General features: G+C 70.6%; 23 protein-coding genes. 14 read left to right on the forward strand and 9 right to left on the reverse strand.

Annotated elements, in window-relative coordinates:
• The first annotated feature begins 103 nt into the window (after window positions 1-103).
• The 5 genes from ACZ7L7_RS12350 to ACZ7L7_RS12370 all read left to right on the forward strand — a co-directional run bounded on the left by ACZ7L7_RS12350 (window position 104) and on the right by ACZ7L7_RS12370 (window position 6,714).
• Window positions 104-1,366 carry an ABC transporter substrate-binding protein gene (locus ACZ7L7_RS12350; protein ID WP_285513291.1) on the forward strand — a complete coding sequence of 421 codons (1,263 nt, stop codon included), beginning with the start codon at window positions 104-106 and terminating at the stop codon, window positions 1,364-1,366.
• Between the two features lie 165 nt (window positions 1,367-1,531).
• Window positions 1,532-3,142, forward strand: coding sequence for a glycoside hydrolase family 13 protein (locus ACZ7L7_RS12355; protein ID WP_285513292.1), 1,611 nt, complete (start codon window positions 1,532-1,534; stop codon window positions 3,140-3,142).
• 39 nt (window positions 3,143-3,181) lie between these two features.
• The gene (locus ACZ7L7_RS12360; protein ID WP_285513293.1) at window positions 3,182-4,510 is read left to right on the forward strand and encodes an ABC transporter substrate-binding protein; all 1,329 of its coding nucleotides are present in this window, start codon (window positions 3,182-3,184) and stop codon (window positions 4,508-4,510) included.
• Between the two features lie 6 nt (window positions 4,511-4,516).
• The gene (locus ACZ7L7_RS12365) at window positions 4,517-5,878 is read left to right on the forward strand and encodes an ABC transporter permease (RefSeq protein ID WP_285513294.1); all 1,362 of its coding nucleotides are present in this window, start codon (window positions 4,517-4,519) and stop codon (window positions 5,876-5,878) included.
• Window positions 5,875-6,714 (forward strand): carbohydrate ABC transporter permease, encoded by an 840-nt coding sequence (locus ACZ7L7_RS12370; protein ID WP_285513295.1) that lies wholly within the window; start codon window positions 5,875-5,877, stop codon window positions 6,712-6,714. Before ACZ7L7_RS12365 ends, ACZ7L7_RS12370 begins: the two co-directional genes overlap by 4 nt.
• A 362-nt stretch (window positions 6,715-7,076) precedes the next feature.
• On the opposite strand, the gene pgl is transcribed toward ACZ7L7_RS12370, so the two are convergent.
• The 5 genes from pgl to tkt are packed head-to-tail and all read right to left on the reverse strand — an operon-like array spanning window position 7,077 to window position 13,678.
• On the reverse strand, window positions 7,077-7,859 hold the full coding sequence (gene pgl, locus ACZ7L7_RS12375; RefSeq protein WP_471428324.1) for a 6-phosphogluconolactonase: 783 nt from the start codon (window positions 7,857-7,859) through the stop codon (window positions 7,077-7,079).
• Window positions 7,856-8,899, reverse strand: coding sequence for a glucose-6-phosphate dehydrogenase assembly protein OpcA (opcA, locus tag ACZ7L7_RS12380; RefSeq protein WP_472075753.1), 1,044 nt, complete (start codon window positions 8,897-8,899; stop codon window positions 7,856-7,858). The genes pgl and opcA overlap by 4 nt, the downstream gene beginning before the upstream one ends.
• Window positions 8,896-10,425: a glucose-6-phosphate dehydrogenase gene (gene zwf / locus ACZ7L7_RS12385; protein ID WP_285513298.1), complete on the reverse strand. Its 1,530-nt coding sequence runs from the start codon at window positions 10,423-10,425 to the stop codon at window positions 8,896-8,898. Before zwf ends, opcA begins: the two co-directional genes overlap by 4 nt.
• 13 nt (window positions 10,426-10,438) lie before the next feature.
• Window positions 10,439-11,557, reverse strand: a complete 1,119-nt coding sequence (gene tal, locus ACZ7L7_RS12390; protein WP_093720313.1) for a transaldolase — start codon at window positions 11,555-11,557, stop codon at window positions 10,439-10,441.
• Between the two features lie 33 nt (window positions 11,558-11,590).
• Window positions 11,591-13,678 (reverse strand): transketolase, encoded by a 2,088-nt coding sequence (tkt, locus tag ACZ7L7_RS12395; protein ID WP_285513299.1) that lies wholly within the window; start codon window positions 13,676-13,678, stop codon window positions 11,591-11,593.
• Between the two features lie 340 nt (window positions 13,679-14,018).
• Between tkt and ACZ7L7_RS12400 the strand changes: the two genes are divergently transcribed.
• From ACZ7L7_RS12400 to ACZ7L7_RS12415, 4 genes are all read left to right on the forward strand, one after another.
• Window positions 14,019-14,987 (forward strand): heme o synthase, encoded by a 969-nt coding sequence (locus ACZ7L7_RS12400; RefSeq protein WP_453609183.1) that lies wholly within the window; start codon window positions 14,019-14,021, stop codon window positions 14,985-14,987.
• Window positions 14,988-15,315: 328 nt separating this feature from the next.
• Window positions 15,316-15,648, forward strand: a complete 333-nt coding sequence (locus ACZ7L7_RS12405; RefSeq protein ID WP_453607332.1) for a hypothetical protein — start codon at window positions 15,316-15,318, stop codon at window positions 15,646-15,648.
• Between the two features lie 81 nt (window positions 15,649-15,729).
• Window positions 15,730-16,836, forward strand: a complete 1,107-nt coding sequence (locus ACZ7L7_RS12410; RefSeq protein ID WP_471428329.1) for an amidohydrolase family protein — start codon at window positions 15,730-15,732, stop codon at window positions 16,834-16,836.
• A 38-nt stretch (window positions 16,837-16,874) separates the two neighbouring features.
• Window positions 16,875-17,612 carry a nucleotidyltransferase gene (locus ACZ7L7_RS12415; RefSeq protein ID WP_285513303.1) on the forward strand — a complete coding sequence of 246 codons (738 nt, stop codon included), beginning with the start codon at window positions 16,875-16,877 and terminating at the stop codon, window positions 17,610-17,612.
• On the opposite strand, the gene ACZ7L7_RS12420 is transcribed toward ACZ7L7_RS12415, so the two are convergent.
• From ACZ7L7_RS12420 to ACZ7L7_RS12430, 3 genes are all read right to left on the reverse strand, one after another.
• Window positions 17,567-18,571: a COX15/CtaA family protein gene (locus tag ACZ7L7_RS12420; RefSeq protein WP_453607369.1), complete on the reverse strand. Its 1,005-nt coding sequence runs from the start codon at window positions 18,569-18,571 to the stop codon at window positions 17,567-17,569. The genes ACZ7L7_RS12415 and ACZ7L7_RS12420 overlap by 46 nt on opposite strands.
• Window positions 18,572-18,647: 76 nt before the next feature.
• Window positions 18,648-19,364 (reverse strand): ABC transporter permease, encoded by a 717-nt coding sequence (locus tag ACZ7L7_RS12425; RefSeq protein ID WP_453607372.1) that lies wholly within the window; start codon window positions 19,362-19,364, stop codon window positions 18,648-18,650.
• Between the two features lie 47 nt (window positions 19,365-19,411).
• Complete coding sequence (locus tag ACZ7L7_RS12430) at window positions 19,412-20,335, reverse strand: ABC transporter ATP-binding protein (RefSeq protein ID WP_250746829.1); 924 nt, start codon at window positions 20,333-20,335, stop codon at window positions 19,412-19,414.
• Between ACZ7L7_RS12430 and ACZ7L7_RS12435 the strand changes: the two genes are divergently transcribed.
• Window positions 20,283-20,432, forward strand: coding sequence for a DUF995 domain-containing protein (locus tag ACZ7L7_RS12435; protein ID WP_352230215.1), 150 nt, complete (start codon window positions 20,283-20,285; stop codon window positions 20,430-20,432). The genes ACZ7L7_RS12430 and ACZ7L7_RS12435 overlap by 53 nt on opposite strands.
• Here the strand turns inward: ACZ7L7_RS12435 and ACZ7L7_RS12440 are convergent.
• Window positions 20,381-21,178, reverse strand: a complete 798-nt coding sequence (locus ACZ7L7_RS12440) for an AAC(3) family N-acetyltransferase (protein WP_285513304.1) — start codon at window positions 21,176-21,178, stop codon at window positions 20,381-20,383. The genes ACZ7L7_RS12435 and ACZ7L7_RS12440 overlap by 52 nt on opposite strands.
• A 172-nt stretch (window positions 21,179-21,350) precedes the next feature.
• On the opposite strand from ACZ7L7_RS12440, the gene ACZ7L7_RS12445 reads away from it, so the two are divergent.
• The 4 genes from ACZ7L7_RS12445 (at window position 21,351) to ACZ7L7_RS12460 (ending at window position 25,042) form a co-directional block, all read left to right on the forward strand.
• The gene (locus ACZ7L7_RS12445) at window positions 21,351-22,061 is read left to right on the forward strand and encodes a helix-turn-helix transcriptional regulator (protein ID WP_285513305.1); all 711 of its coding nucleotides are present in this window, start codon (window positions 21,351-21,353) and stop codon (window positions 22,059-22,061) included.
• On the forward strand, window positions 22,058-23,479 hold the full coding sequence (gene sufB, locus ACZ7L7_RS12450; RefSeq protein ID WP_285513306.1) for a Fe-S cluster assembly protein SufB: 1,422 nt from the start codon (window positions 22,058-22,060) through the stop codon (window positions 23,477-23,479). The genes ACZ7L7_RS12445 and sufB overlap by 4 nt, the downstream gene beginning before the upstream one ends.
• A gap of 61 nt (window positions 23,480-23,540) precedes the next feature.
• Window positions 23,541-24,725 (forward strand): Fe-S cluster assembly protein SufD, encoded by a 1,185-nt coding sequence (sufD, locus tag ACZ7L7_RS12455; protein WP_285513307.1) that lies wholly within the window; start codon window positions 23,541-23,543, stop codon window positions 24,723-24,725.
• Window positions 24,722-25,042, forward strand: a complete 321-nt coding sequence (locus ACZ7L7_RS12460; RefSeq protein WP_285513308.1) for a non-heme iron oxygenase ferredoxin subunit — start codon at window positions 24,722-24,724, stop codon at window positions 25,040-25,042. The genes sufD and ACZ7L7_RS12460 overlap by 4 nt, the downstream gene beginning before the upstream one ends.
• The last annotated feature ends 3 nt before the right edge of the window (window positions 25,043-25,045 follow it).

The following is a 25,045-nucleotide window of genomic DNA, read 5'->3' on the forward strand; positions in this document are numbered from 1 at the left end:
CAGGCGTAATGTGCGACAGACCCTAGTATCGCGCATACCTAACAGGTATACATGGCCTCTGACCCGGGCGACGAAGCCCGAGCCGGTGTACAGGGAGGAACCTATGCGGTGGATACACGCCGCCGGTAGGGGGCTCCTCGCACTGATGGTGGTTCTGACCGGATACGCGGCCTCCGGAGTGCAGTCCGGCGAGGACTCCGGGCGCGGCCCGCTGACCCTGGCCACCGCCGGTGACCTCACCGGATACCTCGGCCCCCTGCTGGAGGGCTGGAACCGCGAGCACCCGGACGAACGGGTCACCCTGGTCGAGCTGCCGGACTCCGCCGACGAGACCCACGCGCAGATGACCACCGACCTGCGCGACGGACGCGGCCGGTTCGACCTGCTGAACATCGACGTCAACTGGACCTCGGAGTTCGCCGCGGCCGGCTGGATACGGCCGCTGCCGCGCGACCGCTTCCCGCTGGACTCCTTCCTGCGCCCGGTCGTCGACACCGCGACCTACGACGGACGGCTGTACGCCGTCCCGTACGTGACCAACGCGGGTCTCCTCCTGTACCGCAAGGACATCCTGGCCGAGGAGGGCGTCTCCCCACCGCGCACCTGGGCCGAACTGGAACATCTGGCGAAGACCGTCGCCCCGAAACACGGGCTGGACGGCTACGCGGGCCAGTTCCTGCCGTACGAAGGTCTCACCGTGAACGCCGCCGAGGCCGTCTACTCGGCGGGCGGCTCCATCCTCGGCGGCGAGGGCGAGACGGTCACCGTGGACTCGGCCGCCGCGCGCGAGGGCATCGGGTTCCTGGCGCGCGGGGTGCGCGAGGGCTGGATCCCCGAGCGGGCGCTGGCCTTCAAGGAGGAGGAGTCCAAGCAGGCCTTCCAGGACGGCCGCCTGCTGTTCCTGCGCAACTGGCCCTACGCCTATGTCGTGACCTCCGCCCAGGGCTCGCCGGTCGCCGGGAAGGTCGGCGCGGTGCCGTTGCCGGGGCCCGACGGGCCGGGCACCAGTGTGCTCGGCGGGTCCAATCTGGCCGTCTCCACGCATGCCCGGCACCCCGACTCCGCCGCGCGCCTGATCGCGTACCTCACCAGTGAGCCCGTCCAGCGCCAGGTGCTGACGCGCGGCGCGCTGCCGCCCGTGCGGGCGGCGCTCTACGAGGACCCGGACCTGATCCGGCAGTTCCCCTATCTGCCGACCCTGCGCCAGAGCGTGCTCACGGCCGCCCCGCGCCCCAAGAGCCCGCGCTACGACCAGGTCAGCCTGGTGGTGCAGGCCGTCGTGCGGGACGCCATGACCGGGCACGCGACGCCCGAGGCGGCGGTCCGCCGGCTGGCGCGTGAGCTGGCCGACGTCTCCGACCGCTGACCCTTTCCGGCCACCGGATCCCCCTCCTAGTTACTTGTTAAGTAACGCGGACATCTCAATGCCCCTCTCGGTGGGCCATTAAGTACCGATTTGTGACCGCAACTCCCCGGTAACGTGCGTTCTTTTCATTGACACCCCTCCGACACGGCTACCTAACATGCATACATGTTGAGTAAGTACCGCTGGTGGCGTGACGCGGTGATCTACCAGGTCTACGTCCGCAGCTTCCTGGACAGCACCGGAGACGGAGTCGGCGACCTCGCCGGCGTCCGCACCGGGCTGCCGTACCTGAAGAAGCTGGGCGTGGACGGGATATGGCTGAGCCCCTGCTACCCCTCACCGCAGCACGACCACGGCTACGACGTCGCCGACTACCGCGACGTCGACCCGCTCTTCGGCGACCTCGCCGAGTTCGACCTGCTGATGGCGGCCGCCCGGCGGCTCGGCATCAAGGTGCTCCTGGACATCGTTCCGAACCACTGCTCCATCGAGCACCCGGCCTTCCGCGCCGCGCTCGCCGCCGCCCCCGGCAGCCCGGAGCGCGCCCGCTTCCACTTCGCCGACGGCCGCGGGCCGGACGGCGTCGAGCCCCCGAACAACTGGCACGCCATGTTCGGCGGACCGGCCTGGACGCGGGTCGAGGACGGCCAGTGGTACCTGCACATGTTCACGCCCGAGCAGCCCGACTGGAACTGGCGCGACCCCTCCGTCGGCGCCGACTTCGAGGAGACCCTGCGCTTCTGGCTGGACCGGGGCGTCGACGGCTTCCGGATCGACGTGGCCGCCGGGCTCTTCAAGCACCCCGACCTGCCCGACTCCGACGACCCGGAGGCCGACGCCCGCACCCGCGACTCGGTCAACCCGCTCGCCTGGAACCAGCCCGAGGTGCACGAGGTGTGGCGGCACTGGCGGGCCATCTGCGAGGAGTACACCGCCCGCGACGGCCGTGAGCGGCTGCTGGTCGGCGAGGTCTCCGTGCCCACCGCCCGCGAGCACGCCCTCTACGTCCGCGCGGACGAACTCCACCAGGCGTTCTTCTTCGACCTGCTGGGCGCCCCCTGGGACGCCGACGCCTTCCGCAAGGTCATCTCCGAGGCCATGCAGGACATCGCCGGCACCGGCTCCACCGTCACCTGGGTCCTCAACAACCACGACCAGGTCCGCACCGTCACCCGCTACGGCGGACCCACCCCCGAGGGCAGTGGCATGGGCGCCGCCCGCGCCCGCGCCGCCGCGCTGCTGATGCTGGCGCTGCCCGGGGCCGCGTACATCTACCAGGGCGAGGAGCTGGGGCTGCCCGAGGTCGTCGACCTGCCCGACGACGTGCTCACCGACCCCATCTTCCGGCGCACCGGCAGCCGGGCCCGCATCCGCGACGGATGCCGGGTGCCGCTGCCCTGGTCGGGACAGGCGTCCCCGTTCGGCTTCACCTCCGGCGTCGAGGGCGCCAAGCCCTGGCTGCCGCAGCCGGACTACTTCGCCGAGTACGCCACCGACCGTGCCCTCGCCGACACCCGCTCCTTCTGGCACCTGTACCGCGACGGCCTCCAACTGCGCTCCTCCCTGCCGCAGTTGGGGGAGGGCGAACTGCACTGGCTGGACAGCTCGCCCGACGTCCTGGCCTTCTCCCGCGGCGACGGATTCGTCTGCGCCGTCAACTTCGGGACCACCCCCGCTCCCGCACCCGTCTCCGGCGCCCCGCTGCTGTCCAGCGGACCCTGCCCGGCCGGAGTGCTGCCCGGTTCCACGGCCGCCTGGTGGCTCGGCGACCTCTGAGTTTCCGTCAGTTTCCCACCCTCTGAAGGGACATCAACGATGATGCGACGACGCTCCACCCTGCTCATCAGCTGCACCGCCCTCGTCCTCGCCCTCGGCGCGACCGCCTGCGGAAGCGACGACCCGGTCACCGCCGGCGGCGGCGACCAGAGCCTGAGCGGCCAGACCATCACCGTCGCCGGTGTCTGGTCCGGCAGCGAGCAGAAGAACTTCCAGAAGGTCCTGGACGCCTTCACCGAGAAGACCGGCGCCAAGACCCAGTTCGTCTCCACCGGCGACAACGTCTCCACCGTCGTCGGCAGCAAGATCGAGGGCGGCAACGCCTTCGACGTCGTGATGGTCCCGCAGGTCGGCGTGCTCAAGCAGTTCGCCGAGCAGGGCTGGCTGCTGCCGCTGTCCAAGAAGACCGAGAGCGAGGTCGACGCCAACTTCGCCAAGGTCTGGAAGGACTACGGCACCGTCGACGGCAAGTTCTACGGCCTCTACTTCAAGGCCGCCCACAAGTCGACCGTCTGGTACAGCCCCGAGGCCCTGGAGCAGGCCGGCGTCGAGCCGCCGCGGGACTTCAAGGGCATGCTGGAGGCCGGCCGCACCGTCTCCGACTCCGGGCTCGCCGCCTTCGCCGTCGCCGGACAGGACGGCTGGACCCTCACCGACTGGTTCGAGAACATCTACCTCTCCCAGGCCGGACCCGAGAACTACGACAAGCTCGCCGCGCACGAGCTGAAGTGGACCGACGAGAGCGTGGTCAAGGCGCTCACCACGCTCGGCGAGGTCTTCAAGGACGAGCAGCTCATAGCCGGCGGCCGCAAGGGCGCCCTGAACACCGACTTCCCCGGCTCGGTGGAGAAGGTCTTCGGACCCAAGGCCGAGGCCGGCATGGTCTACGAGGGCGACTTCGTCGCGGGCGTCGCCAAGGACCAGTTCGGCCGCTCCATCGGCGACGACGCCAACTTCTTCCCCTTCCCGGGCGTCGACGGCGGTGACGCGCCCGTGGTCAGCGGCGGTGACGCGGCCGTCGTCCTGAAGGACGGCAAGAACCAGAAGGCCGCCCAGGCGCTGGTGGAGTTCCTGGCCACGCCGGAGGCCGCGGCGGTGTGGGCCGACGCGGGCGGCTTCCTCTCCCCGAACAAGAAGCTGGACCCGGCCGCCTACAGCGACGGTGTGACCCGGTCGACCGCCAAGTCCCTGGTCGCCGCCGGTGACTCGGTCCGCTTCGACATGTCCGACCAGGCACCTGCCGCCTTCGGCGGCACCAAGGGCGCGGGCGAGTGGAAGATCCTCCAGGACTTCCTGCGCGACCCCTCCGACCCGAAGGCCACCGCCGCGGAGCTGGAGAAGGCCGCGGCCAAGGCGTACAAGGGCTGACGCGCCATGACCGCGACCGTCGTCAAGGAGACGAACCCCCCGCCGCCACCGGCGGCCTCGCCGCCGCAACGGGTACGGCGGATGCGGCGGCGGGGCTGGCTGATCGCCTCCCTCTTCGTGCTCCCCGCGCTGCTGCTGCTCGGCGCGCTCGTCGTCTACCCGGTGCTGTTCTCCATCGGCCGCAGCTTCTTCGACGCCTCCGGCGACAAGTTCGTGGGCGGCGAGAACTACTCCGAGATGTTCCGCGACCCGGCCACCCTCAAGGCCGTCCGCAACACCGCGATCTGGGTGGTGGTGGCCCCCGCGCTGCTCACCGGGCTCGGCCTGATCCTCGCCGTGCTGGTGGAGAAGGTCCGCTGGGCCACCGCGTTCAAGCTGCTGCTGTTCATGCCGATGGCGGTGTCCTTCCTGGCCGCCGGGATCATCTTCCGGCTCGCCTACGACGAGGACCCCGACAAGGGTGTCCTCAACGCGGCCGTCGTCGCCGTCCACGACGCGGTCAAGGGCACCTCCTCCTATCCGACCGCCCGCGCCCGTGAGGGGCAGGGCCTGACCAAGGAGTCGGACGGCTCCTACCGGGCCACCGGCTCACCCGGGGACACCCTGGCGCTCGGCCTGGTCGGCGTCGCCCCCAAGGACCTGCCCTCCGGCGCCGAACCGGCCGCCGGGGCGGCTGCCCGGCCCGCCGAGCCCGGCTCGCTGAGCGGTGTCGTCTACCTGGACTTCACCCCCGGCGGGGGAGGAGAACAGGGCAAGGTCGACCCGAAGGAGAGCGGACTGCCCGAGGTCAAGGTCGAGGCGGTGCGCGACGGGGAGAAGGTGGCCAGTACGACCACCGCCTCCGACGGCTCCTTCCGCTTCACCGGTCTTGAGCAGGGCGAGTACGAAGTCCGGCTGCCCGCCTCCAACTTCTCCCCGCCCTACGACGGGATCTCCTGGCTCGGGCCGGCGCTGGTCACCCCGGCGATCATCGGGGCGTACCTGTGGATCTGGACCGGGTTCGCGATGGTGCTGATCGGGGCGGGGCTCTCCACCCTGCCGCGGGACGCGCTGGAGGCGGCGCGGATGGACGGCGCCAATGAGTGGCAGATCTTCCGCAAGATCACCGTGCCGCTGCTGGCGCCCGTGCTGACCGTGGTCTTCGTGACCCTCGTGATCAACGTGATGAAGGTCTTTGACCTCGTCTACATCATCGCGCCGGGACCGGTGCAGGAGGACGCCACCGTGCTCGCCACCCAGATGTGGCTGGTGTCCTTCGGCGGCGGCAACAACCAGGGGCTCGGCAGTGCCCTCGGTGTGCTCCTGCTGCTGCTCGTGGTGCCGGCCATGGTCTTCAACCTCCGCCGCTTCCGAAGGAGTCAGCGATGAACGCCGTGCGACGGGCCCTCGGCAGCAGTGCGGTCCAGGCCTTCCTCGTCCTGATCGGGCTGATCTGGCTCACCCCGCTGGCCGGTCTGCTGCTGTCCTCGCTGCGGTCGGCGGAGGACACGGCGAGGGGTGGGTGGTGGACGGTGTTCACCAGTCCCGGGCAGCTGTCCTTCGACAACTACTCGGCGCTGCTGGACAACGCCGGGATCACGCGGGCGTTCTGGAACACCGTGCTGATCTCGGTCCCGACGACCGTGCTGGTCGTGATCCTCGCGGCGCTCGCCGGATACGCCTTCGCCTGGCTGGACTTCCCCGGGCGGGACGCGATCTTCCTGATCGTGGTGGCGTTGCTGGTGGTGCCGGTGCAGGTGGGTCTGCTGCCGGTGGCCAAACTCTTCGGTCAGCTGGGGCTGTTCGGGACGATTCCGGGTGTCGTGCTCTTCCATGTCGCCTACGGGCTGCCCTTCGCGGTGTTCCTGTTGCGGAACTACTTCGCGGAGATGCCGAAGGAGATGCTGGAGGCGGCGCGGATGGACGGGGGTGGGGAGTGGCGGATCTTCACGCGGCTGGTGTTGCCGGTGGGGCGTCCTGCGATCGCGAGCCTCGCCATCTTCCAGTTCCTGTGGGTGTGGAACGACATGCTGGTCGCGCTGCTGTTCGCCGACAGCTCGTCGCAGCCGCTGACCGTTGAACTCCAGTCCCAGATCCGGCAGTTCGGTAGCAACATCGATGTTCTGGCGCCGGGGGCGTTCCTGTCGCTGGTGGTGCCGGTCGTCGTGTTCTTCGCCTTCCAGAAGCACTTCGTGCAGGGGGTGATGGCGGGTTCGGTGAAGTAGGGGGTGCGGTGCGCGGGGGTGTTTTCCTCGCCCCCGCCGCCCCTACCCGTCCCATCCCCAGGGGCTTCGCCCCTTCGACCCCGAGGGGTTGTTCTTCGGGTGCGGGTGGGTGGGGGCTGGTCGCGCAGTTCCCCGCGCCCCTTGGGGACGACCGGTTGTTCTTCGGATGCGGGCCGGTGGGGGCTGGTCGCGCAGTTCCCCGCGCCCCTTTTGCGGGGGCTTCGCCCCCGCTTGCAGCCCGTCCGGCGTTTGAGGACGAGGCCGTTCAGGCCGATCGGGGGTCTGGGGGCGGAGCCCCCAGGGGACGGGAAGGGGAAGGGGCGGCGGGGGCGAGAACAATCGCCTCCCGCCGCCCCCTTCCGTCACGGTGACGCCGGTGGGTACAGCGTTCGCGGTAGCTGGGACGCTGCCGCCGCGTCCAGGAGCCACAGGGTGCGTTGGCGGCCGCGCGCCCCGGCCGCCGGGGCCTGGATCTCGCCGGCGCCCGACAACGCGATCGCCGCCGCCTGGGCCTTGTCCTCGCCCGCCGCCAGCAGCCAGACCTCGCGGGCCGCCCGGATCGCCGGGAGGGTCAGGGAGATCCGAGTCGGCGGCGGCTTCGGGGCGCCGTGCACGCCCACCACCATCCGCTCCGTCTCGCGGACCGCGGGCAGCTCCGGGAACAGCGACGCCACATGCGTATCCGGGCCCACGCCCAGCATCAGGACGTCGAACACGGGGACCGTCCCGTGGTTCTCGGGGCCCGCCGCCCGCGCCAACTCCTCCGCGTACCCGGCCGCCGCCGCGTCCGCGTCCGGGCCGTACGGACCGTCCGACGCGGGCATGGCGTGCACGCGCTTCGGGTCCAGCGGCACGGAGTCCAGCAGGGCCTCCCGCGCCTGGGTGACATTGCGGTCCGGATCGCCCTCCGGCAGGAACCGCTCGTCACCCCACCACAGGTCCAGCCGCCCCCAGTCGATGGCGTCCCGCGCCGGCGCGGCGGCCAGCGCGGCCAGCAGGCCGTTGCCGTTGCGCCCACCCGTGAGGACCACCGACGCGCTGCCGCGTGACGCCTGGGCGTCCACGATCCGCGTGATGAGGCGAGCCGCGGCGGCCTGCGCCATCAGCTCCTTGTCGCGGTGCACGACCAGCTGCGGAGTACTCACTGCGCCGCCGCCTTCTTCGCAGGGCCCTTCTTCGCCGCCAGCGCGGCAGGCGACGCCTCCGCGACAGGCTTCGGCCCGGGTTCGGGCTCCACCGACGGCGCCGGCTCGTCCGCCGCCGTCTTCAGCCGCGACACCCCGTACCGCAGCGCCGACGCGTACGTGTCGTCCGGGTCCAGCCGCCGCAGCTCCTCCGCGATCAGCTCGGCCGTGTCCCGCCGCTTGAGCGCCACGGCACGGTCCGGCTGGCCCTGGATGGACAGCGTCGCCAGCGAGCCGTCCGCCCGGTCCAGCACGATCGGACCGCAGTCGGTGGCCATCCGTACCGCCGTCAGACCGGGGCCCGACGACAGCGACCGCTTCACGGGCACGTCCAGCCGGTCCGCGAGCCACATCGCCAGCAGCTCACAGCTCGGGTTGAACTCCTCGCCCTCCACCTCGACGGCCTTGACCTGGCACACGACCTGGTCGAGGGCCGCCGCCAGCATCGAACGCCACGGCGTGATGCGGGTCCACGACAGGTCCGTGTCCCCGGGGGTGTAGGCACCGGCCCGCGCCTCCAGCTCGCGCACCGGCTGCTCGCAGGCGTAGGTGTCGGTGACCCGGCGCTGGGCCAGGGCGCCCAGCGGGTCGCTGGCCGGGTCCAGCGGCGCGTTCACCGGCCACCAGACCACGACCGGCGCGTCCGGCAGCAGCAGCGGCAGCACCACCGACTGGGCGTGGTCCACCACCTCGCCGTACAGGCGCAGCACGATCGTCTCGCCGGTGCCCGCGTCCGCGCCCACCCGCACCTCGGCGTCCAGGCGGGACTGCGTACGGTCGCGGGGCGAGCGCGAGACGCGCTTGATGACCACCAGCGTGCGCGAGGGATGCTCGCGCGAGGCGTCACCGGCGGCCTTGAGCGCGTCGTACGCGTTCTCCTCGTCCGTCACGATGACCAGCGTCAGCACCATGCCGACGGCAGGGGTGCCGATGGCGCGGCGGCCCTTCACGAGGGCCTTGTTTATCTTGCTGGCCGTGGTGTCCGTCAGATCGATCTTCATGGCCGGCGCCAGCTCCGTCCGTCTCGCTCCAGCATCTCGTCCGCCTCGACGGGACCCCAGGTGCCGGCCGGGTACTGGGCCGGCCTGCCGTGCTGGTCCCAGTACTCCTCGATCGGGTCGAGGATCTTCCAGGACAGCTCGACCTCCTCGGTGCGCGGGAACAGGTTGGCGTCGCCGAGCAGGACGTCCAGGATGAGACGCTCGTACGCCTCGGGGCTGGACTCGGTGAAGGACTCGCCGTAGGCGAAGTCCATGGACACGTCCCGGATCTCCATCGAGGTGCCGGGCACCTTGGACCCGAACCGGACCGTGACGCCCTCGTCCGGCTGGACGCGGATCACGATCGCGTTCTTGCCCAGCTCCTCCGTCGCCGTGTGGTCGAAGGGGGAGTGCGGCGCCCGCTGCAGTACGACCGCGATCTCGGTGACCCGGCGACCGAGGCGCTTTCCGGTGCGCAGATAGAAGGGGACGCCCGCCCAGCGGCGGTTGTCCACCTCCAGCTTGATCGCGGCGTAGGTGTCGGTCTTCGACTGCGGGTCGATGCCCTCCTCCTGGAGGTAGCCGACCGCCTTCTCGCCACCCTGCCAGCCGGCCGCGTACTGCCCGAACACGGTGTCCCGGCCCAGGTCCTTCGGCAGCCGGACGGCACCGAGCACCTTGGTCTTCTCCGCGGCCAGCGCGTCCGCGTCGAAGGACGCGGGCTCCTCCATGGCGGTGAGCGCCATCAGCTGCAGGAGGTGGTTCTGGATGACGTCACGGGCGGCGCCGATGCCGTCGTAGTAGCCGGCGCGGCCGCCGATGCCGATGTCCTCGGCCATGGTGATCTGGACGTGGTCCACGAAGGACCGGTTCCAGATCGGTTCGAACATGGTGTTGGCGAACCGCAGCGCCAGGATGTTCTGGACGGTCTCCTTGCCCAGGTAGTGGTCGATCCGGAAGACCTGCTCCGGGGAGAAGACCTCGTGGACGACCTTGTTCAGCTCCTCGGCGGACTTCAGGTCGTGGCCGAAGGGCTTCTCGATGACCGCGCGGCGCCAGGACCCGCCCGTCTGGTCGGCGAGGCCGTGCTTCTTCAGCTGCTGGATGACCACCGGGAAGGAGCGCGGCGGCACGGACAGGTAGAAGGCGAAGTTGCCGCCGGTGCCCTGCTGCTTGTCCAGCTCCTGGATGGTGTCGCGCAGCCTCTCGAACGCCTCGTCGTCGTCGAAGGTGCCCTGCACGAACCGCATGCCCTGGATGAGCTGGTGCCAGACCTCCTCACGGAAAGGGGTGCGGGCGTGCTCCTTGACCGCGTCGTGGACCTCCTGTGCGAAGTCCTCGTGCTGCCATTCCCGCCGGGCGAAGCCGACCAGCGAGAAGCCCGGCGGCAGCAGGCCCCGGTTCGCCAGGTCGTACACGGCGGGCATGAGCTTCTTTCGTGACAAATCGCCCGTGACGCCGAAGATCACCAGGCCCGACGGCCCCGCGATACGCGGGAGCCGTCGGTCGGCGGGGTCACGAAGCGGGTTCGCTCCGGAACCGGACATGGGGGACAAGGCGTCAGCCCTCCGACGGGGCGAGGCGTTCCAGCTCAGCCTCGGTCGACTTCAGCAGGTCGTTCCAGGACGCCTCGAACTTCTCGACGCCCTCGTCCTCCAGGAGCTGCACCACGTCGTCGTAGGAGATCCCGAGCTTCTCGACGGCGTCGAGCTCGGCGCGCGCCTGCTCGTAGGTGCCCGAGACCGCGTTGCCGCGGATCTCGCCGGACTCCTCGGTGGCCAGCAGGGTGGCCTCCGGCATGGTGTTGACGGTGTTGGGGGCGACCAGCTCGTCGACGTAGAGGGTCGGCTTGTAGGCCGGGTCCTTCACACCGGTGGAGGCCCACAGCGGACGCTGCTTGTTGGCGCCCGCCTTCTCCAGCGCGGCCCAGCGGTCCGTGCCGAAGACCTCCTCGTACGCCTGGTAGGCGAGGCGGGCGTTGGCGACACCGGCCTTGCCGCGGGCGGCCTTGGCCTCGTCGGTGCCGAGCGCGTCGATCCGCTTGTCGATCTCCGTGTCCACGCGGGAGACGAAGAAGGAGGCCACGGAGTGGATCAGGGACAGGTCCAGGCCCCTGGCCTTCGCCTTCTCCAGACCCGCCTGGTAGGCCTCCATGACCTCGCGGTAGCGCTCCAGGGAGAAGATGAGCGTGACATTGACGCTGATGCCGTGGCCGATGACCTCGGTGATGGCCGGCAGGCCCGCCTTGGTGGCCGGGATCTTGATCAGCGTGTTGGGGCGGTCCACCAGCCAGGCGAGCTGCTTGGCCTCGGCGACCGTCGCCCGGGTGTTGTGCGCGAGCCGCGGGTCGACCTCGATCGACACCCGGCCGTCCTGCCCGCCGGTCGCCTCGAAGACCGGGTGCAGGATGTCGGCGGCGTCCCGGACGTCCGCCGTGGTGATCATGCGGACCGCCTCGTCGACGGTGACCTTGCGGGCGGCGAGGTCGGCGAGCTGCTGCTCGTAGCCGTCGCCCGACGAGATCGCCTTCTGGAAGATGGTCGGGTTGGTGGTGACGCCCACGACGTGCTGCTGGTCGATCAGCTCGGCGAGGTTGCCGGACGTGATCCGCTTGCGCGACAGGTCGTCCAGCCAGATCGCCACGCCTTCCTCGGAGAGGCGCTTGAGTGCGTCTGTCATGGAATTACATCTCCTACGTGTCGTATATGGGCGTCAGCGCTGGGCGGCGGCGAGGGATTCCCGCGCCTTCGCGGCCACGTTCTCCGCGGTGAAGCCGTACTCCTGGAAAAGGACCTTGCCGTCGGCGGAGGCGCCGAAGTGCTCCAGGGAGACGATCCGGCCGGCGTCCCCGACGTACTTGTGCCAGGTGAGCCCGATACCGGCCTCCACCGCCACGCGCGCCTTGACCGCGGGCGGCAGGACGCTCTCCCGGTACCCCTGCTCCTGCTCCTCGAACCACTCCACGGACGGCATCGACACCACGCGGGTCGGCACGCCGTCGGCCTCCAGCTGCTCCCGCGCCGCGACCGCGACGTGGACCTCGGAGCCGGTGGCGATCAGGATCACCTCGGGGGAGCCGTTGGACGCCTCGAACAGGACGTAACCGCCCTTGGCGGCGTCCTCGTTCGGCTCGTACGTCGGCACGCCCTGGCGGGTGAGGGCGAGACCGTGCGGGGTGCCCTTGCCGAACTCCTTCGTCCAGCGCTTGAGGATCTCGCGCCAGGCGATCGCGGTCTCGTTGGCGTCGGCCGGGCGGACCACGTTCAGGCCCGGGATGGCGCGCAGCGAGGCCAGGTGCTCGATGGGCTGGTGGGTGGGGCCGTCCTCGCCCAGACCGATGGAGTCGTGGGTCCAGACATAGGTGACCGGCAGGTGCATCAGCGCCGAGAGGCGGACGGCGTTGCGCATGTAGTCGGAGAACACCAGGAAGGTGCCGCCGTAGACGCGGGTGTTGCCGTGCAGGGTGATGCCGTTCATCTCCGCGGCCATGGAGTGCTCGCGGATACCGAAGTGGATGGTGCGCCCGTACGGGTTGGCCTCCGGCAGCGGGTTGTCGGCCGGGAGGAAGGAGCTGGTCTTGTCGATCGTGGTGTTGTTCGACCCCGCGAGGTCGGCCGAGCCGCCCCACAGCTCCGGGATCACCGGGCCGAGCGCCTGGAGGACCTTGCCGGAGGCGGCGCGGGTGGCGACACCCTTGCCGGGCTCGAACACCGGGATCGCGTGCTCCCAGTCCTTGGGCAGCTCACCGGCGCTGATGCGGTCGAACTCGGCCGCGCGCTCGGGGTTGTTGCTGCGCCACTCCTGGAACGACTTCTCCCACTCGGCCTTGAACTGACGGCCGCGCTCCAGGGCCTGGCGGGTGTGGTTGATGACCTCGTCGGAGACCTCGAAGCTCTTCTCCGGGTCGAAGCCCAGGACCCGCTTGGTGGCCGCGACCTCCTCGTCACCCAGCGCCGAGCCGTGCGCGGCCTCGGTGTTCTGGGCGTTCGGGGCGGGCCAGGCGATGATCGAGCGCATCGCGATGAAGGAGGGCCGGTCCGTGACGGCCTTCGCCTTCTGGACGGCCTCGTAGATCGCCTTCGGGTCGAGGTCGCCGTTGGCCTGCGGCTCCACGCGCTGCACGTGCCAGCCGTAGGCCTCGTACCGCTTGGTGACGTCCTCGGAGACGGCCGTCTCGGTGTCGCCCTCGATCGAGATGTGGTTGTCGTCCCACAGCAGGATCAGGTTGCCGAGCCTCTGGTGGCCGGCCAGCGAGGAGGCCTCCCCGGAGATGCCCTCCTGGAGGCAGCCGTCACCGGCGATGCAGAAGACGAAGTGGTCGAACGGCGACTCACCGGCCGGAGCCTCCGGGTCGAACAGACCGCGCTCGTAGCGGGCGGCCATCGCCATGCCCACCGCGTTCGCGACACCCTGGCCCAGCGGGCCGGTCGTGGTCTCCACACCCACCGTGTGGCCGTACTCCGGGTGACCCGGAGTCTTCGAGCCCCAGGTGCGGAACGACTTCAGATCGTCCAGCTCCAGGCCGAAACCGGCCAGGTACAGCTGGGTGTACAGCGTCAGGGACGAGTGGCCCGCGGACAGTACGAAACGGTCCCGCGCGACCCAGTCGGCATCGGCCGGGTCATGGCGCATCACCTTCTGGAAGAGGGTGTACGCGGCGGGCGCGAGGCTCATGGCCGTGCCGGGATGGCCGTTGCCGACCTTCTGTACGGCGTCGGCGGCCAGGACTCGGGCGGTGTCCACGGCCCGCTGGTCCAGCTCGGTCCACTCAAGGTCTGTGGTGGTCGGCTTGGTGCTCACCCTGGGTCAGGGCTCCTCTCCACATGTCACGCATGTCGAATGCCGGTGCACGGAGCGCCCCGGCCGTTGTCGAGCCTACCCCCGTATGTACGTGCGTTTTTTCGAGTCATTCCAGACTGCCGGGACTCGTCGGGATCCGCCTCCCGACTGGGTCGTACGGTCTTCGGCAACTGAATACGAAGCCGCTCGAACGAGTGCTCAATCGAGTCCCGATCAGCTCTTCCAGCGGTGCTCGCCAACACGAGGCCACCCCCGCGAATGTCCGGGTCTGGGCAACGTCTACAGTGGCGTGGTACGCGCGAGCCTTTACCGGGACTTCACAGGGAACGGGCTCGCTGGGATGTCTCTGTCAGGGGTGTGCGTGACGGCCGTTGAATCCCGTCCAGCGGGGATTGTCGGGGCGAGCCAGAGCCCGAGTCGGCGGCCGATCGGCGCCCGGACGATGGCGTTTGTCGCGCTGACCAAGCCACGGATCATCGAGCTGCTGCTCATCACCACCGTTCCGGTGATGTTCCTGGCGCAGCAGGGCGTACCCGATCTGAAGCTGGTCCTGCTGACCTGCCTCGGCGGCTACCTCTCCGCGGGCGGCGCCAACGCGCTCAACATGTACATCGACCGCGACATCGACGCGCTGATGGACCGCACCTCGCAGCGGCCGCTGGTCACCGGAATGGTGAGCCCGCGCGAGTGCCTCGCCTTCGGAATCACCCTCGCGGTGGTGTCCACACTCCTGTTCGGCCTCACCGTCAACTGGCTGTCGGCGTGGCTCGCCCTCGGAGCGCTCCTTTTCTACGTCGTCGTCTACACGATGATCCTCAAGCGGCGTACGTCGCAGAACATCGTGTGGGGCGGCATCGCCGGCTGCATGCCGGTACTGATCGGCTGGTCCTCGGTGACCAACTCGATGTCGTGGGCGCCGGTCGTCCTCTTCATGGTGATGTTCTTCTGGACGCCGCCGCACTACTGGCCGCTGTCCATGAAGGTGAAGGACGACTACGCGCGCGTGGGCGTGCCGATGCTCCCGGTCGTCGCCTCCAACAAGGTCGTCGCCCGGCAGATCGTCCTCTACAGCTGGGTCATGGTCGGCGTCTCGCTGCTGCTGACCCCGCTCGGCTACACCGGCTGGTTCTACACGCTGGTCGCGCTGGTGGCGGGCGGCTGGTGGCTGTGGGAGGCGCACGCGCTGCAGAACCGGGCGAAGGCCGAGGTGACGGGCGCGAAGCTGAAGGAGATGCGGCTGTTCCACTGGTCCATCACCTACGTCTCGCTGCTGTTCGTGGCCGTCGCGGTGGACCCCTTCCTGCGCTAGCGCTCGCCGTGCGGGCCTGCCCGGTGGCGGCGAGGACTCCCTGCGCGGGACGGCAAGAGCGCGCAGGGCCGCAAGAACGCGCAGGGCCGCAAGAGCGCGCAGGGCCTTAAGAACGCGCGGGGACCGTGCCGTCGCACTGCCCGGCAGGGCAACGCGGCGGGGCCGACGCAGCCGCCGCGTGACCGGCCCGGCCGCCGGGACGGCGGCCGGGGACAGCCTCAGGGGGAGCGCGGTCGAGCCGTCGGCGGCAGGCCGCGGGGACCGCTGAGGCACGGGTCACTCCGCCCCGGCATCGCCCTTTGATCTACCCGTCGGTAGCATCCTGGCCATGGCAGACACGCAAGAGGTTGACGCGAAGGCCGAGCGCCGGGCGGCCAAGCTGGCCAAGCAGATCAACGCCTTCTCCAAGGCACACGGCGGCGCCGAGGCCCAGGTGGCCTACCTCGGGCAGCGCGGCGCCCGCATCGCCCTCGTCGGCGAGGACGGCAACTGGGGCAACCTGGTCGCCCCGACCCAGGAGATCGCCGAGCAGGCCGTGAAGAAGGCCGGCATCACCGTCCACGAGGACTTCGACGGCGAGTTCGCGGCGAAGGTGAAGACCGGCCCGTACGAGTGGACCCGGATGGCCGGGATCCAGGTCGGCGGCCCGAAGAACGACTGAGGAACGACTGCGGCATTCCGCCCGCACCCCCGACGCCGGTTCACCCGTTAAGCCCCATAAAGGCGAGCACGGGGAGCCCGGATGATCGAAACGCCGTCCCTCGTGGACCAGTACTGCCACGGAGTGCTGCGCACCGAGCTGGGCCTCGGCACCTTCGAGGCCCGGCTCGCCCGCACCGAGGGCCCGCCGGCCCCCGGCACCACGCTCTTCGACACGCAGACCGGGTTCGCGGTACGGCGCTGGTGCCCGCCGCTGCTCGGCCTGGAACCGCACTGCCCGCCCGCCCGCTATCTCGCCCGGCGCCGTGAACTCGGCGTCCTGGAGGCGGGGCGCCGACTGCTGCGCGGCAGCGGCATCACCACGTACCTGGTCGACACCGGGCTGCCCGGCGACCTCACCGGCCCGGACGAGCTGGCCTCCACCGGGGCCGCCGACGCGCGCGAGATCGTCCGCCTGGAACTCCTCGCCGAACAGGTCGCCGACACCTCCGGCACCGTCGAGTCCTTCCTCGCCAACCTCGCCGAGTCCGTCCACGGCGCCGCCGCGCACGCGGTCGCCTTCACCTCGGTCGCGGGCGTACGGCACGGCTTCGCCCTGGCACCGGAACCGCCGGGGCCGGGGGAGGTACGGGGCGCGGCGGGGCGCTGGATGGCCGGCCGCCGAGTGGGCGGCGCCCTGACCGACCCGGTCCTCCTGCGCCACCTGCTGTGGAGCGCGGTCGCCTCGGGCCTGCCCCTGCAACTGCACGCGGGCCTCGGCGAACCGGGCCTGCGCATCGACCGTACGGACCCGGTCCTGCTCACCGGCTTCGTCCGCGCGACAGCGGGCCTGGGCACCGACCTGATCCTGCTGCACAGCTACCCGTACCACCGCCACGCCGCCCACCTCGCGGGCGTCTTCCCCCACGTCTACGCCGACTCGGGCGCCGCCCTGGCCCGCACCGGCGCCCGCGCGGCGACGATCCTCGCGGAGATCCTGGAACTGGCCCCCTTCGGCAAGATCCTCTTCTCCAGCGGCGGCCAGGAACTCCCCGAACTCCACGTCGTGGGCGCCCGCCTCTTCCGCGAGTCCCTCAGCCGGGTGCTCGGCACCTGGGTGGCCGAGGGCGCGTGGTCCCTGACGGACGCACAGCGGGTGGCCGGGCTGATCGCGGCGGGGAACGCGCGGCGGGTGTACGGACTGGAGTGAGGTGTACAGGCCCCCGGCGGGCCGCCCAGACTGGGCGGATGCAGACCGAGAAGTTACTCGACCGCTTCGTCCACGACCTGACGCCCCTCGACCCCATGGCGGTCTGGGCGCACGGCTCCCTCGGCGGGGGCGACTACCAGGAGGGCCGCAGCGACCTGGACCTGATCGCGGTGCTGCCCGGCCCGGTGACGCCGGGCGTGGTGTGGCGGCTCGCCCTCCTGCACGCCCGGCTGCGCACCGAGCCCCTCGCCCCCAAGCTGCACTGCACCTATCTGACCCCGGACACCCTGGACGACGCGGCCCGCCGGCACCTGACCCGGGCGCACGAGCGGCTGTTCAAGCGCACGGTGACCCCGGTGACCCGCCGCGAACTGCACACCTTCGGGCGCGTCCTGCACGGGCACCCGCCCGCCGGACTGCTGCCGCCGGTGGCGGACCGGGAGCTGGGGGAGTTCGTCCTGCGCGAGCAGCGGGAGTTCTGGCGGCCCGCCGTGGACAGGCACTCACTGTGGACGCAGGACGTCTGGGTCGACCTGGGCCTGCTCACCTTCGCCCGCGCCACCGTGACCGCCCGCGACGGCCGCCTGATCTCCAAGCGCGAGGCGCTGGAGCTGCTGCCCTCGCTCAGGGCTCCCGGCGAGGTCGTGGACGACATCCGCCGTCGTCGCTACGGCGATCCCGCGCCGGTCACCGAGGAGTGGGCCCGGCGCCGGGCCCACCTGGCCCGGACCTACCTGGGCCCCGCCATCGACGGGCTCGTCGCGTCGGGCTGCTGAGCCGGGAGGCCCGGGGGCTCCGTCTCCGGGCGTTCCCGCAGGGACAGCAGGACCCGCAGGGTGGCGATCCAGACCAGGCAGGAGCCGAACATGTGGGCGCCGACCAGGATCTCGGGCAGCTCGGTGAAGTACTGGATGTAGCCGAGGGCGCCCTGCGCCAGGAGAACCAGGAACAGCTCGCGCGTGCGTGCCAGGGGGCCCTGCGGGGCGTCGACCGCCTTCAGGACAAACCACAGCGCGAAGGTCAGCGTCACCACGATCCACGCCAGGACCGCGTGCAGCTTGCTGACGTTCTCCCAGTCCAGCGGCATCCGCTCGACCTCGCTGGAGTCGCCCGCGTGCGGTCCCGCGCCGGTGACGACCGTACCCACCGCGATCAGCAGCACCGTGGCCGCGACCAGGAACCAGACCAGTTGCTGCACCGACTTGCCGACCAGCGGGCGGGGCGCGCCGTCGCCCTCGCGGGTGCGCTGCCACATCAGCGTGGCCACCGCGATCAGCACCGTGGAGAGCAGGAAGTGCGCCGCGACCGTGTAGGGGTTCAGGCCCACGAGGACGACGATGCCGCCCAGGACCGCGTTGCTCATGACCACCCAGAACTGGGCCCAGCCCAGCCGGACCACGTCCCGCCGGTACGGCTTCTGCGCGCGCGCGGCGACGATCGCCCAGCCGACGGCCGCGCACAGCACGTACGTCAGCATGCGGTTGCCGAACTCGATGTAGCCGTGGATGCCCATCTCGGCGGTGTTGTGGAGCGAGTCCTCGGTGCACTTGGGCCAGGTCGGGCAGCCGAGCCCGGACCCGGTCAGCCGCACCGCGCCGCCGGTGACCACGATGACCACCGACATGACGAGCGCGGCGAGGGCCGCCCGCTGAACCGTCCTCGGGTCGGGGGTCCAGCGTGCGGCGATGAAGGCGAGCGGGTTGCGCACGGCCGCTGTGGCGTCGGCGCGGGTCAGATTTGGCACGGGCCCTATCGTAGGCCCGCGCTTGTGCACGCTTTCACGAGGGGCCCGGGTCAGGCTGTGGACCCGCTCACTCCCAGCGGAAGAACCTGCCCGCCGCGGCCAGCCCCACGACCGCCCACACCGCGAGGATCCCCAGGTCGCCCCAGGGCATCCCGGCACCGTCCTGGAGGACGTCCCGCAGGCCGTCGGAGAGGGCGGCGATGGGCAGCAGGCCCAGCACGTCCTGTGCCGCGTCCGGGAACTTGTCCAGCGGCACGATCACCCCGCCGCCCAGGAGCAGCAGCAGGAAGACCAGGTTGGCGGCGGCGAGGGTGGCCTCCGCCTTGAGAGTGCCCGCCATGAGCAGGCCGAGCCCGGAGAAGGCGGCCGTGCCGAGGACCAGGAGCAGGGCCACGGCGAGGGGGTTGCCCTGCGGGTCCCAGCCGAGCGTGAAGGCGATCACCGTCACCAGCAGGACCTGGAGCACCTCGGTGACCAGCACCGACAGGGTCTTCGCCGTCATCAGGCCCCAGCGCGGGAGCGGGGAGGAGCCGAGCCGCTTGAGCACGCCGTAGCGGCGCTCGAAGCCGGTGGCGATGGCCTGGCCGGTGAACGCCGTGGACATGACCGCGAGCGCGAGGATGCCGGGGGCGAGGAAGTCGACGGCCTCGCCCTTGCCGGTGTCCACGATGTCCACGGTGCTGAACAGCACCAGCAGCAGCGTCGGGATCACCACGGTGAGCAGCAACTGCTCGCCGTTGCGCAGGAGCATCTTCGTCTCCAGCGCGGCCTGCGCCATGATCATGCGGGGCAGCGGGGCGGCCCCGGGCTTCGGGGCGTAGGTACCCACGGTCACGAGCGCAGCTCCTTGCCGGTCAGTTCCAGGAACACGTCTTCGAGGGTGTGCCGCTCCACCGAGATCTTCTCCGGCATCACCCCGTGCTGCGCGCACCAGGAGGTGACCGTGGCGAGCAGTTGCGGATCGACCTTGCCGGACACCCGGTACGAGCCCGGCGTCAGCTCGGCGGCCAGGCAGTCGGCGGGCAGCGCCTTGAGCAGCGAGCCCACGTCGAGGCCGGGGCGCCCGATGAAGCGCAGGGTGTTCTCGGCGCCGCCGCGGCACAGCTCCTCGGGGGAGCCCTGGGCGATGACCCGGCCCGCGTCGATGATCGCCACGTCGTCCGCGAGCTGCTCGGCCTCGTCCATGTAGTGGGTGGTGAGGATGACCGAAACCCCGTCGGCGCGCAGGTCGCGGACGAGGTCCCAGGTGGCGCGCCGGGCCTGCGGGTCCAGGCCCGCGGTCGGCTCGTCCAGGAACACCAGCTCCGGGCGGCCCACGACGGCCATGGCGAGCGCGAGCCGCTGCTGCTGGCCGCCGGACAGGCGGCGGTAGGTGGTCCGGCCGCAGCTGCCGAGGCCGAGGCGCTCGATCAGGGCGTCCACGTCGAGGGGGTGGGCATGCAGCTTGGCCACGTGGCGCAGCATCTCGTCGGCGCGGGCACCGGAGTACACCCCGCCGGACTGGAGCATCACGCCGATCCGGGGCCGCAGCTCGCGGGACTGCCGTACCGGGTCCAGGCCCAGCACCCGCACCGTCCCGGAGTCCGGCCTCCGGTACCCCTCGCAGGTCTCCACGGTCGTGGTCTTGCCCGCGCCGTTGGGTCCGAGTACGGCGGTCACGCCCGCCCGGGCCACCAGGTCGAGGCCGTCCACGGCGGTCTTCGTGCCGTACCGCTTCACCAGGGCCTGCACCTGGACCACGGGCTCAGTTCGCATGGGTCCAGAGTCTAGGGAGACGTCGGCCCGCCCGGACCGGGGGGTTCAGATCTCCTCCGCACGGGGACGGTGGATTTCCAGCCACCGCCGCGCGTAGGCCACGGCCTCCGCCACCGGGAACAGCCGCGCGTCGGCGGCCCCCACCTTGCCCCGTACGACGGGACGGTCCCGTTCGAAGTCGTGGCCCAGCTCGTCGAAGCGGTCGGAGGTGATGGACACCTCGGTGACGGTCTCCCAGCCCGCCGGGCCGGGGCGGCCGACCTTCACCAGCGGGGACGGTATGCGGTACTCGGCCAGGTGGAAGCTGGTGCAGGCGTCGTACCCGGTGCCGAGCAGCAGCACGCGCGCGTGCAGCGCCTCCAGCCGGGCCAGCGGACTGTGCTCGCCGAGCCGGCAGTCGGTGGCGTGTCCGTCGAGCACTTCGGCCGCGCGCGGGCCGACGGCGGCGAAGGAGGTCTGCGGGTGGGCGCTGCGCAGGGCGCCGGGCCAGGTGCGTACGGTCTCCGGGATCACGCCGACCCCGCGCGTGGGCGTGATCAGGGGGTCGTAGGCGGGCATCGTGGCCCGGATCGGCTCCCACCACTCCTGGGGCACCGGCGGATTGCTCCACACCGCCGGGTCGGACAGGTCGCCGGACTGGGTGGGGACGACGAGTGTGCCCTCGGGGCCGAGCGCGTCCAGGAGTCCTTGGACGACCGCCACCGCCCCTCCGCAGACCCAGCCGAGGGAGCTGAGCGAGGAGTGCACCAGGAGGATTTCGCCGGGTTTGACGCCCAGCCCGCCGAGGGCCTCGGCGAGGGTGGTCCGAGTGACAAGTGGGCCGGTGGGAGGGGGTGTCGACATGGCCGGGAGTCTCCTGGACAGGCCCTGGCGGCGCCACGGAATTGTGGCCGCGTTTGATCGATCAAAGATCATTTTCGCAGGTCAGATTAGGTAAACCTAAGTGACGCAGGGCACCGCTCACGGGTTCGGGCGGCGCTTGCCCGAGTCTGAGGAATTACGCAACAATGGCGTTGTGAAAAACGTCGGCGAGGCCCATGAGGAGCTCGCGACCGGTGAGCGGTCCACCCGCAACCGGGTCGCGCGGTCCATCCTGGATCACGGCCCGTCGACCGTCGCCGAGCTGGCCGGACGGCTGGGGCTCACCCAGGCGGCCGTACGACGGCATCTGGACGCGCTCGTCGCCGACGACGTGGTGGAGGCCCGCGAACAGCGGGTGTACGGCGCCCGGACCCGGGGCCGCCCCGCCAAGGTCTTCGCGCTCACGGACTGCGGCCGCGACGCCTTCGACCAGTCCTATGACAAGCTCGCCGCGGACGCCCTGCGCTACATCCAGGAGCGGTTCGGCGGGGACGAGGCCGTGGTGGCCTTCGCCCGCGCCCGGATCGCCGAGCAGGCCGCCGCGTACCGCGAGGCCGTCGAGGCCGCGGACCCCGAGCAGCGCACCGAAGCCCTCGCGAAGGCGCTGAGTGCCGACGGGTACGCTGCTACGGCGCGCAGCGCACCGGTCGGCGAGCAGCTCTGTCAGCACCACTGCCCGGTGGCTCATGTCGCGGAACAGTTCCCGCAGCTCTGCGAGGCGGAGACCGAGATCTTCTCCCAACTGCTCGGAACGCACGTCCAGCGGCTGGCAACCATCGCGCACGGCGACGGCGTCTGCACGACGTTCATCCCCAAGATTTCCCACAACGCATCTGCAAGCACGGCCGGGAGGAACCCCGCATGACTCTCCCCACGGAGACTGCCCACCCCGAACTTGAGGGCCTGGGCAAGTACGAGTACGGCTGGGCCGACTCCGACGAGGCCGGTGCGGCTGCCAAGCGCGGCCTCAACGAGGACGTCGTCACCGACATCTCCTCGAAGAAGTCCGAGCCGGAGTGGATGACCAAGCTCCGCCTCAAGGGCCTGAAGCTCTTCGAGAAGAAGCCCATGCCGAACTGGGGCTCCGACCTGTCCGGCATCGACTTCGACAACATCAAGTACTTCGTGCGCTCCACGGAGAAGCAGGCGGAGTCCTGGGAGGACCTGCCCGAGGACATCAAGAACACCTACGACAAGCTGGGCATCCCGGAGGCCGAGAAGCAGCGCCTGGTCGCCGGTGTCGCCGCCCAGTACGAGTCCGAGGTCGTCTACCACCAGATCCGCGAGGACCTGGAGGAGCAGGGCGTCATCTTCCTCGACACCGACACCGCCCTGAAGGAGCACCCGGAGCTCTTCAAGGAGTACTTCGGCACCGTCATCCCGGCCGGTGACAACAAGTTCGCCGCGCTGAACACCGCCGTGTGGTCGGGCGGCTCCTTCATCTACGTGCCGAAGGGCGTGCACGTCGAGATCCCGCTGCAGGCCTACTTCCGGATCAACACCGAGAACATGGGCCAGTTCGAGCGGACCCTGATCATCGTCGACGAGGGTGCCTACGTGCACTACGTCGAGGGCTGCACCGCCCCGATCTACAAGTCGGACTCGCTGCACTCCGCGGTCGTCGAGATCATCGTCAAGAAGAACGCCCGCTGCCGCTACACGACCATCCAGAACTGGTCGAACAACGTCTACAACCTGGTCACCAAGCGCGCCGTCGCCTACGAGGGCGCCACCATGGAGTGGATCGACGGCAACATCGGCTCCAAGGTGACGATGAAGTACCCGGCCGTCTACCTGATGGGCGAGCACGCCAAGGGCGAGACCCTGTCCATCGCCTTCGCCGGCGAGGGCCAGCACCAGGACGCGGGCGCCAAGATGGTCCACATGGCCCCGAACACGTCGTCCAACATCGTCTCCAAGTCGGTGGCGCGCGGCGGCGGCCGTACCTCCTACCGCGGTCTGATCGAGATCGGCGAGGGCGCCCCCGGCGCCAAGTCCAACGTGCTGTGCGACGCGCTGCTCGTGGACACGATCTCCCGCTCCGACACGTACCCGTACGTCGACGTCCGCGAGGACGACGTGTCCATGGGCCACGAGGCGACCGTCTCCAAGGTCTCCGAGGACCAGCTCTTCTACCTGATGAGCCGCGGTCTGTCCGAGGACGAGGCGATGGCGATGATCGTGCGCGGCTTCGTCGAGCCGATCGCCAAGGAGCTGCCCATGGAGTACGCCCTTGAGCTCAACCGGCTGATCGAGCTCCAGATGGAAGGCGCGGTCGGCTAAAGCCTCCGCCGCCCGAACTCCATCAAGCCACTTACCGCAAGAAAGCGAGCAGACCGCAGCCATGGCTGAGGCTCAGAACACCCCGGTGGGCTCCACCACCGCCGGCGCCATCGCGGTGGCCGCCGAGTCCACCGTCGCGACCCGCATGAGCGCGCCCCCCTCCTTCGACGTCGCGGACTTCCCGGTCCCGCACGGCCGCGAGGAGGAATGGCGGTTCACCCCGCTGGAGCGCCTGCGCGGGCTGCACGACGGCACCGCCGTCGCCACCGGTGACGGTGTCCAGGTCACCGTGGAGGCCCCCGAGGGCGTCACCGTCGAGACCGTCGGCCGCGACGACGCCCGGCTCGGCAAGGCGGGCACCCCCGTGGACCGCATCGCCGCCCAGGCGTACTCCGCCTTCGAGAAGGCCTCGGTGGTGAGCGTGCCCAAGGAGGCGGTGCTCACCGAGCCGATCCGCATCGCCGTGCACGGCGAGGGCGGCACCGCCTACGGCCACCAGGTCATCGAGCTCGGCGCGTTCGCCGAGGCCGTCGTGGTCATCGACCACACCGGTGACGCGGTGCTCGCCGCCAACGTCGACTACCTCCTCGGCGACGGCGCCAAGCTGACGGTCGTCTCCGTCCAGGACTGGGACGACAAGGCCGTCCACGTCGCCCAGCACAACGCCCTGGTCGGCCGCGACGCGAGCTTCAAGTCGGTCGTCGTCACCTTCGGCGGCGACGTCGTCCGCCTGCACCCGCGCGTCACCTACGCGGGCCCCGGCGGCGAGGCCGAGCTGTTCGGCCTGTACTTCACCGACGCCGGCCAGCACCAGGAGCACCGCCTGCTGGTCGACCACAACGTCCCGCACTGCAAGTCCAACGTCGTCTACAAGGGCGCCCTGCAGGGTGACGACGCGCACGCCGTGTGGATCGGTGACGTGCTCATCGAGGCCAAGGCCGAGGGCACCGACACCTACGAGATGAACCGCAACCTGGTCCTCACCGACGGCGCCCGCGTCGACTCGGTGCCGAACCTGGAGATCGAGACCGGCGAGATCGTCGGCGCCGGACACGCCTCCGCGACCGGCCGCTTCGACGACGAGCAGCTCTTCTACCTGATGGCCCGCGGCATCCCGGAGTACGAGGCCCGCCGCCTGGTGGTCCGCGGCTTCTTCGCCGAACTGGTCCAGCAGATCGGTGTCGCGGACATCGAGGAGCGCCTCCTCGCGAAGATCGAAGAGGAGCTGGAGGCGTCGGTCGCATGACCACCTTCGTACGCGTCTGTGGGCTGAGCGAGCTGGAGGAGGACACCCCGAAGCGGGTGGAACTCGACGGCACGCCGGTCTCGGTCGTCCGTACCGAGGGGGAGGTGTTCGCCATTCACGACATCTGCTCCCACGCGAACGTCTCGCTCTCCGAGGGCGAGGTGGAGGACTGCCAGATCGAGTGCTGGCTGCACGGCTCCGCGTTCGACCTCCGCACCGGCAAGCCGTCCGGCCTTCCCGCGACGCGCCCCGTCCCCGTATACCCCGTAAAGATCGAAGGGGACGACGTGCTCGTCTCCCTCACCCAGGAGTCCTGAGGC

It is taken from the genome of Streptomyces sp. NPDC110618, assembly GCF_055657065.1.